Source organism: Ignavibacterium sp., from assembly GCA_032027145.1.
Classification (GTDB): Bacteria; Bacteroidota; Ignavibacteria; order Ignavibacteriales; family Ignavibacteriaceae; genus IGN3.
In genome coordinates this window covers 255,776-271,497 of sequence record JAVSMP010000001.1, presented here as the reverse complement: position 1 = coordinate 271,497, position 15,722 = coordinate 255,776, and the positions used below count along the sequence as shown (strand labels likewise).

At 34.4% G+C, this 15,722-nt stretch carries 11 protein-coding genes; 8 read left to right on the top strand and 3 right to left on the bottom strand.

What is annotated here, in order from left to right; all coding sequences use genetic code 11:
- Nucleotides 1-8: 8 nt before the first annotated feature.
- Both miaA and ROY99_01035 read right to left on the bottom strand, forming a co-directional pair.
- Nucleotides 9-917 (bottom strand): tRNA (adenosine(37)-N6)-dimethylallyltransferase MiaA, encoded by a 909-nt coding sequence (gene miaA, locus ROY99_01040; protein ID MDT3694943.1) that lies wholly within the window; start codon nucleotides 915-917, stop codon nucleotides 9-11.
- A gap of 12 nt (nucleotides 918-929) precedes the next feature.
- A complete protein-coding gene (locus tag ROY99_01035; protein MDT3694942.1) occupies nucleotides 930-2,858 on the bottom strand; it encodes a cyclic nucleotide-binding domain-containing protein in 1,929 nt (642 codons plus the stop codon).
- A gap of 160 nt (nucleotides 2,859-3,018) precedes the next feature.
- Between ROY99_01035 and ROY99_01030 the strand changes: the two genes are divergently transcribed.
- The 8 genes from ROY99_01030 (at nucleotide 3,019) to ROY99_00995 (ending at nucleotide 13,675) form a co-directional block, all read left to right on the top strand.
- Complete coding sequence (locus tag ROY99_01030; GenBank protein ID MDT3694941.1) at nucleotides 3,019-3,579, top strand: sigma-70 family RNA polymerase sigma factor; 561 nt, start codon at nucleotides 3,019-3,021, stop codon at nucleotides 3,577-3,579.
- Nucleotides 3,576-3,821 (top strand): hypothetical protein, encoded by a 246-nt coding sequence (locus tag ROY99_01025; protein MDT3694940.1) that lies wholly within the window; start codon nucleotides 3,576-3,578, stop codon nucleotides 3,819-3,821. The genes ROY99_01030 and ROY99_01025 overlap by 4 nt, the downstream gene beginning before the upstream one ends.
- Nucleotides 3,822-3,840: 19 nt before the next feature.
- Entirely contained in the window at nucleotides 3,841-4,083 is a 243-nt protein-coding gene (locus ROY99_01020; protein MDT3694939.1) for a zinc ribbon domain-containing protein, read from the top strand.
- Between the two features lie 102 nt (nucleotides 4,084-4,185).
- Nucleotides 4,186-4,473, top strand: a complete 288-nt coding sequence (locus tag ROY99_01015) for a rhodanese-like domain-containing protein (GenBank protein ID MDT3694938.1) — start codon at nucleotides 4,186-4,188, stop codon at nucleotides 4,471-4,473.
- Nucleotides 4,474-4,793: 320 nt separating this feature from the next.
- Nucleotides 4,794-7,586 (top strand): TonB-dependent receptor, encoded by a 2,793-nt coding sequence (locus ROY99_01010; GenBank protein ID MDT3694937.1) that lies wholly within the window; start codon nucleotides 4,794-4,796, stop codon nucleotides 7,584-7,586.
- An 18-nt stretch (nucleotides 7,587-7,604) separates the two neighbouring features.
- Nucleotides 7,605-11,168: a hypothetical protein gene (locus ROY99_01005; GenBank protein ID MDT3694936.1), complete on the top strand. Its 3,564-nt coding sequence runs from the start codon at nucleotides 7,605-7,607 to the stop codon at nucleotides 11,166-11,168.
- Between the two features lie 10 nt (nucleotides 11,169-11,178).
- The gene (locus ROY99_01000) at nucleotides 11,179-12,183 is read left to right on the top strand and encodes a PorV/PorQ family protein (GenBank protein ID MDT3694935.1); all 1,005 of its coding nucleotides are present in this window, start codon (nucleotides 11,179-11,181) and stop codon (nucleotides 12,181-12,183) included.
- Between the two features lie 58 nt (nucleotides 12,184-12,241).
- Nucleotides 12,242-13,675 (top strand): T9SS type A sorting domain-containing protein, encoded by a 1,434-nt coding sequence (locus ROY99_00995; GenBank protein ID MDT3694934.1) that lies wholly within the window; start codon nucleotides 12,242-12,244, stop codon nucleotides 13,673-13,675.
- Nucleotides 13,676-13,743: 68 nt separating this feature from the next.
- Here ROY99_00995 and ROY99_00990 read toward each other — a convergent pair whose 3' ends face one another.
- Nucleotides 13,744-15,681, bottom strand: a complete 1,938-nt coding sequence (locus ROY99_00990; GenBank protein MDT3694933.1) for a hypothetical protein — start codon at nucleotides 15,679-15,681, stop codon at nucleotides 13,744-13,746.
- Nucleotides 15,682-15,722: the final 41 nt, after the last annotated feature.

Genomic DNA, 15,722 nt, shown 5'->3' with positions numbered 1-15,722 from the left:
AAGAAATACTAAAACTTTTTAAATACATTTAATTCTATTAACTCTTTAGCTTTATTAAAATCAGAGCCATTAATCCAATTAATTACAACTCCTTCTTTCTCCATTTTTCTAAACCATGTCATTTGCCGTTTTGCAAAAGCATGTATTGCCGCATTCAGTTTTTGGAACATATCATTTTTATTTAATTCACCTTTAATATATTGGGCAATAAATTTGTACTCCAAACCAAAGAAAATCATTTTATCATAACTAACACCGGAATCCAGGAGTGACTTAACTTCATCAATCATTCCTTCTTCATCCAGTCTTTTTTTGAGTCTTGAAGTAATCTTAGTCTTTATTTCATCGCGCGAAAGATTTATTCCAAGATTGTAAGAGTTAATCTCTGTGCTTTTTAAGTTATCATGTTGTGCTTTACTGACAGCAATAGCTTTTAAAATTCTATTTTTATCTTTTACGTCTGTAGTGTTATGCAAAGCAGGATTAAGTTTTTTAAGAATATCTCTTAATTGGTCATCATTCAACGAAGAATATTCATGTTGAGTTTTTTCAAAGTCTGCTTTTTTTAGATTATAATTCTGAAGAACCGAACTCAGGTACATTCCGGTTCCGCCAACAAGAAAAGGAAGCCTGTTTTTAGCAGAGATTTTTTCAAAAGCAACTAAAAAAAACTGCTTGAATTTATAAAGATCAAATTCATCACTTGGATTAATAACATCAATCAGATGATATGGTATTTGTTTCCCTCTGAAATTGTATTCAGATAAATCTTTTCCTGTTCCTACATCCATTCCACGGTAAACCTGGCGCGAATCAGCGGAGATTATTTCACCGTTAAAGTAATCAGCAAGCTGAACTGCAAGTTTTGTCTTGCCGGTTGCTGTTGGACCAAGTATAGTGACAAGATTAAATTTCATTCCATAAAATTACTACGAAGAAACTGGAATTGAAATCTGGTAAAGTAATCCTGGGTTGTTGAATTGTAATTTTATATCTGCATTCATTGTTTCAATGATGGATTTTGAAATAGCAAGGCTCAATCCGATATTATCTCCGTTATCATTGAACAAATTGGGATTAAATAAATTATCAACATCTGATTCTTTTATGATTTTGTTTTCATCTTTAATAATCAGATTAAGTGTATTATCATTTAACTCTGAGCTGAAATATATATTACTTCCGCTTTTCATAACATCACAGGCAAACTTGGAAATATAAAAGCATGCGACATAAAATTTTCTTGTATCAATTTTAATCCTTGCATCCATACCAAGTTTTTTGAAAAGCTTTATATTTCTTGATTCGGTATATTCGGATAAGACAACTAGTGATTGTTCCATAAATTCATTAAAGTTAACCACTTCCATCTTCAGTTTTGTATTCTTCTCCGCATAATCAAGTGTTCCCTGAATCAGGTCAATTACCTTGTTGGCTTGTGTTGACAATAAAGATATTACTTTCTTTATCTCATCTGCCAAATCAAAACGGGAAAGTATAGAAGAATAATGTCTAACTGTTAACAGCGGAGCTTTAACATCGTTCAGTAAAAATTTTGCAAACTGCGAGATATCTGTTGACTGAGCTATTTTAATCAGAGCCTTTTGAACAGGCATTTGATCCGGTTTAAACAGTCCAACTAATTTAGAAGCATAATCCTTTAAACTACTTTCTTCTGCTTTTGTAAACATTGTTTCATTAGTACCAAGCTGAGCGATTGCAAGCAGTTCATTTTTATCATCAACGAAAGGAATAAATATTAAAGTATTACCTGAAAAATCATTCGGCAGGTCAGTTTCAGGATCATAATTAACATCATTTTTGAATGATACAGCGTATCTTATTTTCTTATCTTTTGCTACTGCACCGATCAAACCGGTCTTAAGCGATTTCTTACCTTTATAAATAGATTCATTTGTCTGATATAATTCTTCCAGATAATTTTTATCCGAAGAAACCACATATACAGCGCCAACCAATGAATTAGTTTTCTGCGTCAGAAATTCAGCTATATTTTTAGCATTTAATTGCAGGTCACCGGTGTTTGGAAGCAAGGTGTTTTGTTGTTCTGTTGATTCAGTATGCCTTCTTCCAGATGGAGTAATAACTTCGTCAACTTCAATTTTTTCATTATCGTGGAAAGAGGTCTTTTTGGAGGAAGGCGAGATATCAAGATTTGTTTCAGTAATAACCCAGTTACCAAGATCATTTGAATTATCTAACAACTGACTTTTTAAAGATTGATTATCACTTTTAAGATATTTTTCTTGTATAATATCATCAAGGTCAGGTTCCCTGTGATAATGAGATACCTTAATGTTATCAATATCTACAACCGTTTTCCTATCCGGCTCAAAATCTTTGAATTGATTCAAATCGAACTTCTTAGGTTCGGCAGCTATAACAGGAGCTGTTTTTTCAGGAGTTATAAGCGGGAGATTAAATTCTATCGCTGGTTTTTCTGTAACTATTTCAGCTTCTGTATTTATTCGTGATTGTAAATTTACTGGAGACTCTAAATTATTTTTTAAAACATCAGCGTCTAGTTTATAAAGTGTGCAGTTGCTGTTAGCAAGAGCCGAAGAGTTTCTTTCTGTACCGGAGATTATTTCTTGTTCTCCTACGAACTGCTTAGCCTTCTTAAAAACCAGCCGTTTTAAAGTTGTTAACTTAAGTTTAACCTCACCTTCAAGTATCAGATAAACAAAGTCAGCCGGCTGTCCTGAAGAGTAAACCAAATCACCTTCTTTAAGCTCAACAATTCTTTTACTATCAAACGAGAAGTTAATTGAATTAAGATCAATTCCCCTGAAAAGTTCATTTTCTTTAATTGCTTCTAAATATTTATTTGAACTCATAATTCCTACCTGAAAAATATTTTTTATTAAATTAGAGCAAATACTGTGCAACAAAAAAACGCCTTAAAAAGCTTAAAAATTTGAATATTTAGCAATAAAAGAATTATTTGCTATTTTTGTTTACAATAAGAATCCACTTTTTACATAGAGCATCTTACGGATGGAAGAAAGAGAACTGATAGAACTGGCAAAGTCTGGTAACAGACAAGCGCTTGCAAGTTTAGTAAAAAATAATGAACAGACTGTTTATAACTTTTCATTTAAAATCTGCAGGGATAGGGATAAAGCCGAGAATATAATGCAGGAAACTTTTTACAGTATGATTAAAAGTCTTCATCAGTTTGATGGAAATTCAAAACTTTCAACATGGCTGTATAGAATTGTCTCAAATCATTGTCTTATGCTGGCAAGAAAAGATAAAAACAGATCATTTGTTTCAATTGATAACGATGATGAACTTTATGAGGACCGCTACACAGCAGATTGGTCAACTATTCCTAATCAGAATATTGAAAATGCTGAGTTGAAAAAAAATCTTGATGAAGCAATCAATAAACTTAACCCTGAGTACCGGATGGTTTTTTTGCTTCGTGATGTTGAAGGATTATCCACTGAAGAAACTGCAAAACTGGCTGAATTATCAGTTCCGGCGGTAAAATCCAGGTTACACAGAGCAAGAGCGTTTTTAAGAAAAGAGTTAAATAAGGCATTTAGTAGATGAGTGAGCAAAATCCAAACTGTAAAGATGTAATGCAGCATATATGCGAAAGCCTTGGCGAGGATCTTGAATCTGATAAGTGTGCTGCAATTAAACATCACCTTGATAATTGCACCGATTGTCAGAAGTATTTTAATACTATCGGTTTAACAATTGATTACTACAAAAAATACAATGTCAGGATAACTGATGATATACATAAAAGATTGATGAATTTTTTAGATTTAAACGATTGTGATAAATAAAAATAATAGGAAAAACACCATGCCCATATTTGAATATAAATGTAAAGACTGTAATACTAAATTTGAAGTATTTCATAAATCATTATCAAACCAGGAAGATGCAGCTTGTCCAAAATGTAATTCAAAAGAAAACCAAAAAATATTTTCAACATTTAGTTCAGTTGGCTTTTCAGCTTCCTCATCAGGATGTGAAACAGGTAATTGTGGAATAGAGCCATCATACGGTGGCGGATGTTCTTCTGGTCTTTGCGGATTAAATTAAAGAAGGATAAAAATGATAAAATTTTTTATTAACATTTTAGGTTTTCTCCTGATCATGAACTTTTTGAATTTCCCTCAACATAAATCTAATAATTCGCTTACGATGTCTGAATTTAAAGAGAAACTTAAATCAGACAGCAATATTATTGTGCTTGATGTAAGAACCCCTGAAGAATATGCTGGACCGCTTGGTACAGTTAAATCGTCAATAAATATTCCATTACAAAGTCTTGATCAAAGGGCTGATGAACTGGAAAAATTTAAAGATAAAGAAATTTTGGTGATCTGTCGGACACAGAATAGATCTGCAGCAGCAGTTGATTATTTAAAAAGAGCAGGATACAATGCAAAGTATATTTTAGGGGGTATGGTCGAGTTCAGCAAACAGTAACCTTTCAATAATGTTTCTTATTGCATTAGATAAAGTCTTCGTCCCAAAAAAAGCGAATCAATTATCAATTGCTTTTTCTTTAATTATTTAACATAAAAGCAAGATTTCTTAAAAAAATAAGGCAATCTGATCTCAATCAGAACCTTATGTTTTATGAAGAGGTAGGTTTGATAAAATTGAATGTTTCTTTTATTAAATTACATCAATGTTTTTGTAAGTTTTGTTAAATGTAAAGTTTTGTTGAGAGTAAAAGATAGTATTTGATACTCTTACCATTAAAATTCAATAACGATTTAAAAATTACCTCCCGGAGGAATATTATGAAGTTTACTTTACAGTTTTTTACTGTGTTTATAATTTTATTTTTCTCTTCACTAATCACTTTTGGGCAAAGCGGGAAAATTGCCGGGAAAGTTACCGATGCAAGTACTGGTGAAGCACTTCCTTTTGTTAACGTGATGGTAGAAGGCACAACTCAAGGTGCGGCATCCGATTTAGATGGAAATTATTTTATAATTAACCTGCCGCCCGGTACATACTCAGTAAAGGCATCTGCAATTGGTTATAATTCAATTACTGCACAAGGTATAAAGGTAGCTAGCGGTTTTACTGCAACACAGGATTTTGCACTACACTCAACTGCGCTTGAGCTTAATGAAGAAGTAGTAGTGATTGCAACCAAACCATTAATCCGGAAAGATGTTACTGCAACTACTTCTGTTGTCGGAGAAGATATGATATCACAGCTTCCTGTAACAGAAATAACAGATTTACTTTCACTGCAGGCTGGTATTGTATCATCCGGAAGCGATCTTCACGTTAGAGGAGGCAGATCCGGGCAGGTTGCTTATCAGGTTGATGGTGTTCCTCTTACCGATGCCTATGATGGCAGTTCTGTTATTAATGTTAATGCAAATGCAGTGCAGGAATTACAGGTAATTAGCGGTGCATTCAATGCAGAATACGGACAGGCAATGTCCGGAATTATCAATATTGTAACAAAAGACGGAAGTAACAGTTTTAATGGGAGCTTCCAGACCTATACCGGCGATTATTTTTCAAACAGAGATGATAAGTTCTGGAATATTAAAAGCATCAACCCGGTTGCTATAAGAAATTTTGAAGGAAGCCTAAGCGGACCGATTTTGAAGGATCAGCTTTTCTTTTACATAAATGGAAGATATTATTATAACACCGGCTACTTATACGGGAAAAGATTTTTTCTTGTTACCGACAGAGCAACAGAAGTATCCGGAAGCGGCGGATCCGATTTTAATATTACAAAGAATGGCGATGATTCATACATTTCTATGAATCCTAATGAAAAAATTTATGGACAGGGTAAACTAACTTATAGATTTTTGCCCGGAGTAAAACTTAATTACAACTATGTTCTTGATAGAGAAGAATATCAGGATTATAATCATTCGAGAAGATTAACTCCTGATAATAATCTGCAGAGATTTAGAAAAGGATATTCCAACATATTTTCTATCAATCATGCAATATCAAACTCATCTTTTTATAATCTTAATTTTTCTTATTTCTACAAAGAGTATAAACACTTTTTATTTGAAGACATTTATACTGATCCTAAAACTTTTAAAACTAAATATGTTAATAACACAGCCTTGCAAACTCCGCCTTATAGTTTTGATATTGGCGGAACTGATTACAGCAGGTTTAAAAGAAGTACTGGCACATATTCAGCAAAATTAGATTGGACCACGCAATTTTCTCAGGAAATCAACTTACAATTTGGCGGTGAATTCAAAAGACACAGTATATATTTTAAGGATATCACATTATACCCAACAACAATTGAAGGTACTAATACTGTAGATATTGCCCCGATAACTTCGCCATTAAATAATGAATATTTGCATAATCCGGTTGAAGGGGCATTCTATGTTCAATCGAAGTTTGAAGCATTTGATTTGATTTTTAATATCGGTGCAAGATTGGATATTTTTAATCCTGATGGTGTTGTGCTTAATGATCCAACTGATCCGAACATTGCAAATCCATTAAAACCCTCAAATCAGTTTAATGATTTAAATGGTGATGGCGTTTATGATCCGGGCGAAGGAGAAACTATGAAAACAATTGCCGACCGTGAAAAATACTGGTACAAAGATGCTTCAGTAAAATTTCAGGTTAGTCCTCGTGTTGGACTCGCATTTCCTATTACTGATAAAGGCGTACTTCATTTTTCTTATGGTCATTTCTTCCAGTTACCTTCTTATGAGTTTTTATATACCAACCCTGAATTTGAACTAGGTGTTGGTTCTGGTAATCAGGGGTTATTTGGCAACGCTGATTTAAAACCTCAGAAAACAGTAAAAGGTGAAATTGGTATTCAGCAGCAGATAGGTGATGATATTGCTGTAGATGTTACGGTATTCTTTGAAGACTTTAGAGATCTTACGGGTACCCAAAGTGATGAAATATTAGTGTTTGGCGGTGCTTCAAGTTACAGCAGATATGCAAACTCTGATTTTGGATTCTCAAAGGGATTTATAGTTAGTTTAGAAAAAAGATTTTCGGGCGGTTTAGCAGCAAGTATTGATTACACTTATTCTGTAACAAAAGGTAATGCATCAAATCCGGCAGATGCAAGAAATGCATTACTTGGCGGTGCTTTACCCGAAACATTTATTGCCCCGCTTAATTGGGATCAGGCTCATACTTTAAATGTTTCTATTGCTTATTCAGTTGAAAGAGATTACGGCTTTTCATTGATCGGTAACTTTTATACCGGTCAGCCCTATACTCCACAGGTTAATAAAAATACTAACGTAACACAAAATGCTTTTCCGAGGAACAGCGAAATAAAACCAAGTATTTTAAATCTTGATTTAAGAGTGTATAAAGATTTTATAATCGGCAGTACCACATTATCACTATTCCTGAAAGTTTATAACCTTTTAGATATGGATAATCCCCGAAATGTTTACAGTGATTCAGGTGATCCGCTTTTTACATTTAGCCGTTTGGAAGCGGAGAAGATCAAACCAAAATTATACTACAACACTCTGGATGAAATATATACTAATCCCGGTTTCTTCTCAGAGCCCAGAAGAGTTGAACTCGGTTTTTCATATAATTTTTAAAAATTGAAAGAGATTGAAATGCACAAAACAATTTTAATAATAATATTACTTCTGTTCACTTTGCTTAATACAGAGTTGTTGGCACAAAGAGGTGATCCTACTCTTTTAAGAATGGGTAAACATACCGGCAATCGAATTGGAATTTCATTTTATAATGATGGACAGATCGCCGGATTTAATCAAGGTATAGATATCAGAGGTGAATGGCCCTTAGGCTCAGGCGAAAATTACATCGGAGATTGTATCCCTTTGATTGGAGTTGAGTTCGTCAATACTTTAGGCGATACTTTGCACTCAGTTATAATTTCGAGAGGTCCTCGTAAAGGTCAATCAGATGAAAGACATCCATCAAGAAATTATTTCTGGGGATGGAATCCAATCCCTGGTTTTGTTAATCCTAATGCTGAAACTGTTGCAATGAGTCATTTACCCAATTCTTGGCCTGTGGAAGGCTGGAATGATCCAATAGCTTCTTCGTGGAAAGATGATTTTGGAAAAACTGAGTGGTTTGGATATTTTGGGCGCGGTATTCAAAACGCAGATCAGGAATCCTTGTTTGATGCAGATGATCAATCTGACGATGAATTTAACTTTAGTGATCCAAATACACAATTAAATAGAATATTTACACCCGATAGTAGAGATCAGAGCAGAAATGGTATGGCTTTGAAGATGAGAGTAAGAGGCTTTCAATGGTCAAACTTCCTTGCTGAAGATGCGATATTCTGGCTTTATGATATAACTAATGACGGAACAACAGTTTACCGTAAAGCAAATTTTGGTACTGTGGTTGGAACTCTTGCCGGTGGAGATGGCGATAGTGGAGATGACCTTGGTTATTTTGATGTAGATGAATGGATAACTTATTCGTGGGATAGTGATGGAATCGGGAATAAAGGACAGAAAGTAGGGTATGTCGGATACTCATTTTTGGAATCACCAGGCAATCCGTTTGATGGTATTGATAATGATGATGATTCTAAAAGCCCATCACCTTCCTTTGTTCAGTCTGATTTTGATTCAGTAACATATACAGTTGGAAGTGTTATTGTACTTATTGATCCACAAACTTATGAAAGATCTTTATATACTATCTCTTCTTTACCTGATACAGTAACTTCCATGGGTGTGCAGTTTATTATCGAGTCAGGCAAGTATTTTCGCGAAGGGCACATCGGTTCAATTGTAAACGGAGTTTCAGTTCCACATCCATCTGCTTATGATGGAATAGATAATGATCTTGATGGTCTGATTGATGAAAATCAGGCAATACACTACACAGCAAGAATTTTAAAAGGATTATCAGGACTTAAATATAAAAATTACAGAACAGGCGCAGGGGTTAATGATTTAATGATAGATGAAAGAAGAGATAATGATATTGATGAAGATGGCGACTGGGACCCACAATTTGATGATATTGGTATTGATGGTTTAGGACCTGGCGATAATGGTTATCCAGGACCAGATTTTGGGGAAGGCAATGGTATTCCTGATCAGGGAGAACCAAACTTCGGCAGAACTGATCCGGATGAATCTGATCAAATCGGTTTAACAAGTTTTAATTTCTTCAATATTAACGCTGCACCGGATCTTTCCAAAGATTCATTACTTTGGGGAAGAATGACCCCGGGTAGATTTGATGTAATTCCGCCGGTTCCGCAGGATGGAGATTTTATTTATGCTTCAGGATTTTTTCCGCTTGTGCCAGGTTATGGTAATCCTGATATAAAAGAAAGATTTTCTGTTTCACTTCTCTTTGGAGAAGATCTTAACGATATCGTTGGCAACAAGCAGATCGTTCAGCAGATTTATAATTCTGGTTACAAATTTCCTCAGCCCCCCAAAAAACCAAAGATAACTTTAACCCAGGAAGATGGTAAGGTAGTTATTTATTGGGATGGTGAAAAAACAGAAAACGACAGAGATTTTATAACCAAGAAGAAAGATTTTCAGGGATATAGAATATACAGAGCTACAGATGCAAACTTTCACGATTCCAGAGTAGTTACTAATGCACTTGGGGTGTTATCATTTGACAGACCTATAGCTCAGTATGATCTTGTAGATACAATACAAGGGTTCTTTTATCCATCGCAAAGACTGCTTGAACAGGTTGGCGGTACAACATTTTATCTTGGTTCAAATACTGGATTAGTAAATAAGTTCGTTGATTCGAGTGTTGTTCTGGGACAGACTTATTATTACGCAGTTTGTGCTTATGACGAAGGTGATGCAACACAGGATATTTTCCCGACTGAAAATTCAAAATTTATCAGAAGAGATAATACCGGATTAATCATAACAGATGATAATACTGGTTTTATTACTCCGGGCGTAAGACCTGCTGGTTATACCCCCGCAGCAATTCTTGATGTTCAAAAATCCCAGCCCTTTATCGGGACTGGTTCGTTTAATATTGAGGTTGTAGATGATGAAGCAATAAAGAATAATTTTAAGTATAAAGTTGCATTTCAGGATTCTGGTAATGAAGGTTACACGATTAACTGGTCGCTTATAGATTTGCAAACGCCTGATACAGTATATATTCCTTCAATAAATAAAGAATATATTGTTGCACCGCTGGAAACTATTGAGATTCCCTCTGGCAATGATACAATTTATGTTAATGGACTTCCATTTAAACTGATAGGTACATCATATACTGCCCCGTATGATAGTCTGGTAGCCAGATCAAAGTTGTTTTCAGGCAATACACCTATAAGACATGGATTCAGATTGCAGATGCAAAACGATATGGTGATAAAACTTGATCAGGACAAATCAGGATTTTCTAATATTATCGGAACAGCGGGTAACCTTACTTTTGATATAATGAAAAGTACAAATTATCCTCAGAATAATGGATTAACTTTACCGAATGATTATTCAATTGAATTCTATACTGAAGTTGTAGATACTTCAGTAGAATACAGGTTGTTTCCGCCAAATAATCCGTCAAACTTTTTCCCTGCTACACCTGTTAGTTTTAAAGTCAAAAATTTAACACAAAACAGATACATTGATTTCTTTTACAAAAAATCAGGAACAGTATCTACAACTTATTCAATTTATTTCAGGGATATGGTTGATACTACATTAAGAAACACCTGGAAGGTTGATCTGTATTATGTAGGTGCTAATACACCATTGCCGACAGGAGGTACACTTGATCTATACACTAAAAAACCGTTTAACGGAAATGATTTTATAACATTTATTACTTCAGGTGCAACTATCAACAATAGTCTCGCTTCAAACGAGCTGGATAAAATTAAAGTTGTGCCTAATCCTTATGTAGTTACTCATCAGGGTGAATCCAGATTGCTAAGTACTCAAACAAGCGGACGGGGCGAAAGAGAGATCAGGTTTACTTACATTCCGCCTGGTACAAAAATCTCAATTTTTACAGTAAGAGGTGAGCTGATTAAAACACTTTATCATGATGATCTGTATGTTGGCGATGTTTATTGGAATCTGAGAACTGAAGAAAATCTTGATGTTGCTTACGGTGTTTATGTTTTTGTAGCTGAGATTCCGAATGTTGGATCTAAAATCGGCAAGTTTGCCCTTATAAAATAATGGAGACAAAATGAAAAGATTTATTTTATTATTTAGTTTTATTTTTGCAGTAAGCTTAGCCGGTCAAACAAAAGTTGGATCAACTGCTTCACCATTCTTAAACATAGGTGTTGGTCCAAGGGCTTCTGCAATGGGTGGAGCATTTGTTGCAACTGCAAATGACATTTCAGCTCTTTACTGGAATCCTGCCGGTGCATCAAGACTTGAATCAAATGAGGCAATGTTTACACATTTATCATGGTTTGCTGATATTAATTATAACTGGGCTGGTTCAATGCTCAAAATTGGTGATATGGGGGTTGTCGGATTAAGCGTTGGTTATCTTGATTATGGCGATCTTGAAGTTACCACAATGACAGAGCCTGATGGAACAGGTGAGTTTTTTACGCCTCACGATATGTTCTTTTCTTTAACTTATGCATATAATTTAACTGATAGGTTTTCTATCGGAGCTAACTTTAAATATATTAATCAAAAAATCTGGAATTCAACAGCTAATGGTTTTGCAGTTGATCTTGGGGTATTATTCTTATCTGATATCTACGGATTAAGGATTGGTGCTGCTATAACTAACTTTGGAACTGATATGCAGCTTGATGGAAAAGATCTTTTTGTTCAGTATGATATTAATTCTCAGATATATGGCAATAATGATCAGATACTTGCAAAGCTTAACACTGATTCTTATCCGATTCCACTGACATTTAAAGTAGGTATAGCAATGGATGTTGTTGATATCGAAAACCATAAGGTTACATTAGCTGTCGATGCATATCATCCTAATGATAATGCCGAATCACTTAATCTCGGTATTGAGTATTCTGTTTTTGATGTAATATCATTGAGGGGCGGTTATAAATCTTTATATCTTGATAATTCTGAAGAGGGTTTAACTTTCGGCGTTGGACTTAAATACGATATTACGCCCACACTCGGTTTAGTGTTTGATTATGCATACCAGGATTTTGGAGTACTTGAATATACTCAACAATTTGCTTTTGGTATTAAATTTTAACTTTGTAACTAACATGATTTCTAATAAATTTAACAATCCATAAAAAAAGGAGTAAAAAATGAAAAAATTATTCGGGTTATTTTTCTTTATGCTGCTTGCAAACTTTGCGTTAGCTCAGACCGTAGAGTTTCAAGTAGATATGGGAGTTCAGGCTTCAAAAGGTCAGTTTACGATCGGCGATCCGGTTAAGATTGCTGGCAATTTTAACGGATGGAACAATGGTGCTGATGTTATGACTGATACTGATGGAGATACAATTTATACAATTACCAAAACTTTTAATGTTGGTGATACATTATTTTTCAAGTTTATCAAAGGTGCAGATGGATGGGAAAGTGTTAACAACAGGGAATATATAGTACCTGCAGGCAGCAGCATTTTTTCAGCTTATTTTAACGATGATAATCAATATGCAGTACCGGATTCAATTGATGTTACCTTTTCTTGTAACATGGAGTTTGAAATAGTTTCCGGTCGTTTCAACCCTGCAACAGATACCCTGTCTGTAAGAGGAAGCTTTAATGGATGGGGATCAAATAGTTTATTGTTCCAAAGCCTAACCGATCCAAACATCTATGAGGGTACTTTTAGACTTTTCACATTTGAAGGCGAAGTATTTAGTTATAAATTTGCTTACATAGGAACAACTGGCACAACCTGGGAAAATGATCCTAACAAAACTTATACTGTTACCGGAGATGATATGTCTTTTGGAGCAGCATTTATTTCCAGAACATTTAATGATGCAACATTATCAACAGTTACAAACTTCGCTGTTACCATTAAGTTTACTGTTAATATGGCAGGCGCAGTTTCTGCAATTAACCAACAGCCATTTACATCTATTGATGATGTTAGATTATGCGGTGCCAATGCACCATTACAATGGCCTGATGGCGGCTGGCCAAATGCTGATAGTACCAAGACAATTAAATTATATGATAACGGTACTAATGGTGACGTAACAGCAGGCGATAACATTTGGTCTCGTGATGTTACTTTTCCACAGTATTCACCATTAAGAATTCAGTATAAATATGGCGCAAACTGGGGATTACCTTCAAACCAGGGTGGTAATGATAATGAAAACGGTGTAGGTGCTGATCACTTTATTAATTTAACGTCAAATATGATTAGTGCTACAGTCGAAAATGTATTTGGTACAATGGGTGATCATGACCTTGTTAACGTGGTTACTGATGTAAGAGATTTGCAAAATGGCACACCGGTTACTTATGAGTTATCTCAGAACTATCCGAATCCATTTAACCCAACAACTATGATTCGTTTTGCTATTCCACAGGAAGGAATGGTTAACGTAAAAGTATTTAATACTTTGGGTCAGGAAGTAGCAACTTTAGTAAATGAGTACCGCACTGCAGGAAACTATGAAGTTGACTTTAATGCTTCAAGTTTAACCAGCGGTGTATATTTCTATACTATAACTTCAAACAACTTTACATTAACTAAAAAGATGATGCTGTTGAAGTAAGCATAGTGTTTTTCTGAGCAAAAGCCGGTCGGATGATCGGCTTTTTATTTTTAAACCATTAGCCGGTTTTATTTCCGTAATCTGATAATTTGACTTAACTGTTCCTTTAATCTTGAAGCATCTGAATAATTTGGATTCAGAGCAAGACAGCTATTTACCGAGTTAAGAGCCTCGTTATACATTTTCTTTTTTGAATAAGCACCTGAAAGATTAAAATAAACTTGTGCATCTCTTGAAGAGTATTTGAGACTTTCATTTAAATAAAAAATTGCATTATCAATTCTCTCTTTTGACAGATCAATGATACCAATCCATTTAGCAAATAAAGCATCCGGAAATCTTTTATATGCTTTGATTAAAAACGGATAACAATCATCGAATTTTTTAGCAGACAATAATTGTTCTACAGTAAAAGAATAATATTCTTTTATAAACGGATACTGTGTAATTAAAACATTAGCTTCTTTTACAAATTCATTATAGTCTTCTTTATGAAGATAATATTCAGCCGCTTCGCGGTGTCCGCGTTCCCACGAATACCGGTTATCCAGTACTTTTACTGCAATGCTGTCTATTTTGTTCTGCTGATTAAATAATTTCAGCATATAAGCCACAGTTTTAGGTTCACTATAAGGCCAGTCATTTTTCAACACAAGGATTCTGTATTTAGAAATAATTGAATCCAATTTTGTGATATAAACATTCTGATTTGTCAGACTGTCTATAACAGCGGGTTCAATTTTTATTCTTTGAGTTTTTGGAAGAAAATTATTTTTGTTCATTACTTCAAAAAAAGATTTTCCGATTAACTTGTATCCATCAAATGTAGGATGAAGATGATCAGTCATAAGATTATCGCCTGTAATTCCATATGGACTGACTGAGTTGAAAACTGAATCAATATCGACAATCGGGATATTATACTTTTTTGAGTACTCAATTATTATATCATTAATTTTTTGCGGAGCTCTGAAACGCAATCCATCAAGGTCTTTTGCATAAATGAAATCTTTTAACGCCTGGATGGAATCACTCTGATTTAATTTAGCTCTGTTATAAACATCATTAGCTTCGGGCAGTTCTTTTACCTTTAATGAAACAAATGGCGGTTGATCCCGTAAATTACAGGTGAGTGTAGATATTATTACGGGAATTTTACTTTCTTTGCACATACTTAATATGTCATCAAAGTTACCGCGGAATTGTTCAATGCCATAGTCATAAACATCGGAATTAAATGGTATTGTTTGATCCTTAACCATTCGGGACATCAATGTACCGCTTTTCTTTAATGCTCCGTCTGAATTACCGCCAGCAAATAATTTTTGAATCCATTGAAGAAAGTCTCTGAGCAGATTAAAAGTTTTATACTTTTCAAGTGATAAAATAAAATTTACAATTACCCTTGATTGCCCGATTGATTCCATTGAACCAACACCATAAGCACCATAAAATTCATTATGTCCTGTATAGAATAAAACTAAATCAGGTTTTTGATCTATTACTCCTGGCAATAAATCTCTAACCGTATAAGAATTTGTTGCAGTTAAAGCAATATTGATTACTTCAATATCAAAAGCTGGATAAAGTATCTCGAGTTTCTTTTTTAAGTATAATCCAAAGTCACCATTTGGTGTATAAGGATAGCCTGCTGCACTGCTGCCGCCCATAATAAAGACTCTGAATGTAGTTTCAGATTTTTCTGAAAAAAAACTATTTTGATTTGAATAAGGAACGCCTTCGGTTGAATGAAAATATCTGTATGCAACATCAGGATTGAGCACTAATTGACCGGGAGCAATTTTTACCCATTGTGAATAATCTTTTCCGTAACCGAAAATCCTTAGTGACAGTTCTATCAGAAAAATAAGTGCAAATGGAATTGCGAATAAAACTATCTTAAACCAAAATGGTGGTTTTTTGATTGATTTTTTTAAATCATTACTGTTATTTGAGTCAGAGTTTTTTTGTTCTCTGTTGATTTTTACTCTCTTTGGTTTAGACAAAATATCTCCTGATAGATGCTTATTTTACAGTTGTAAAATAT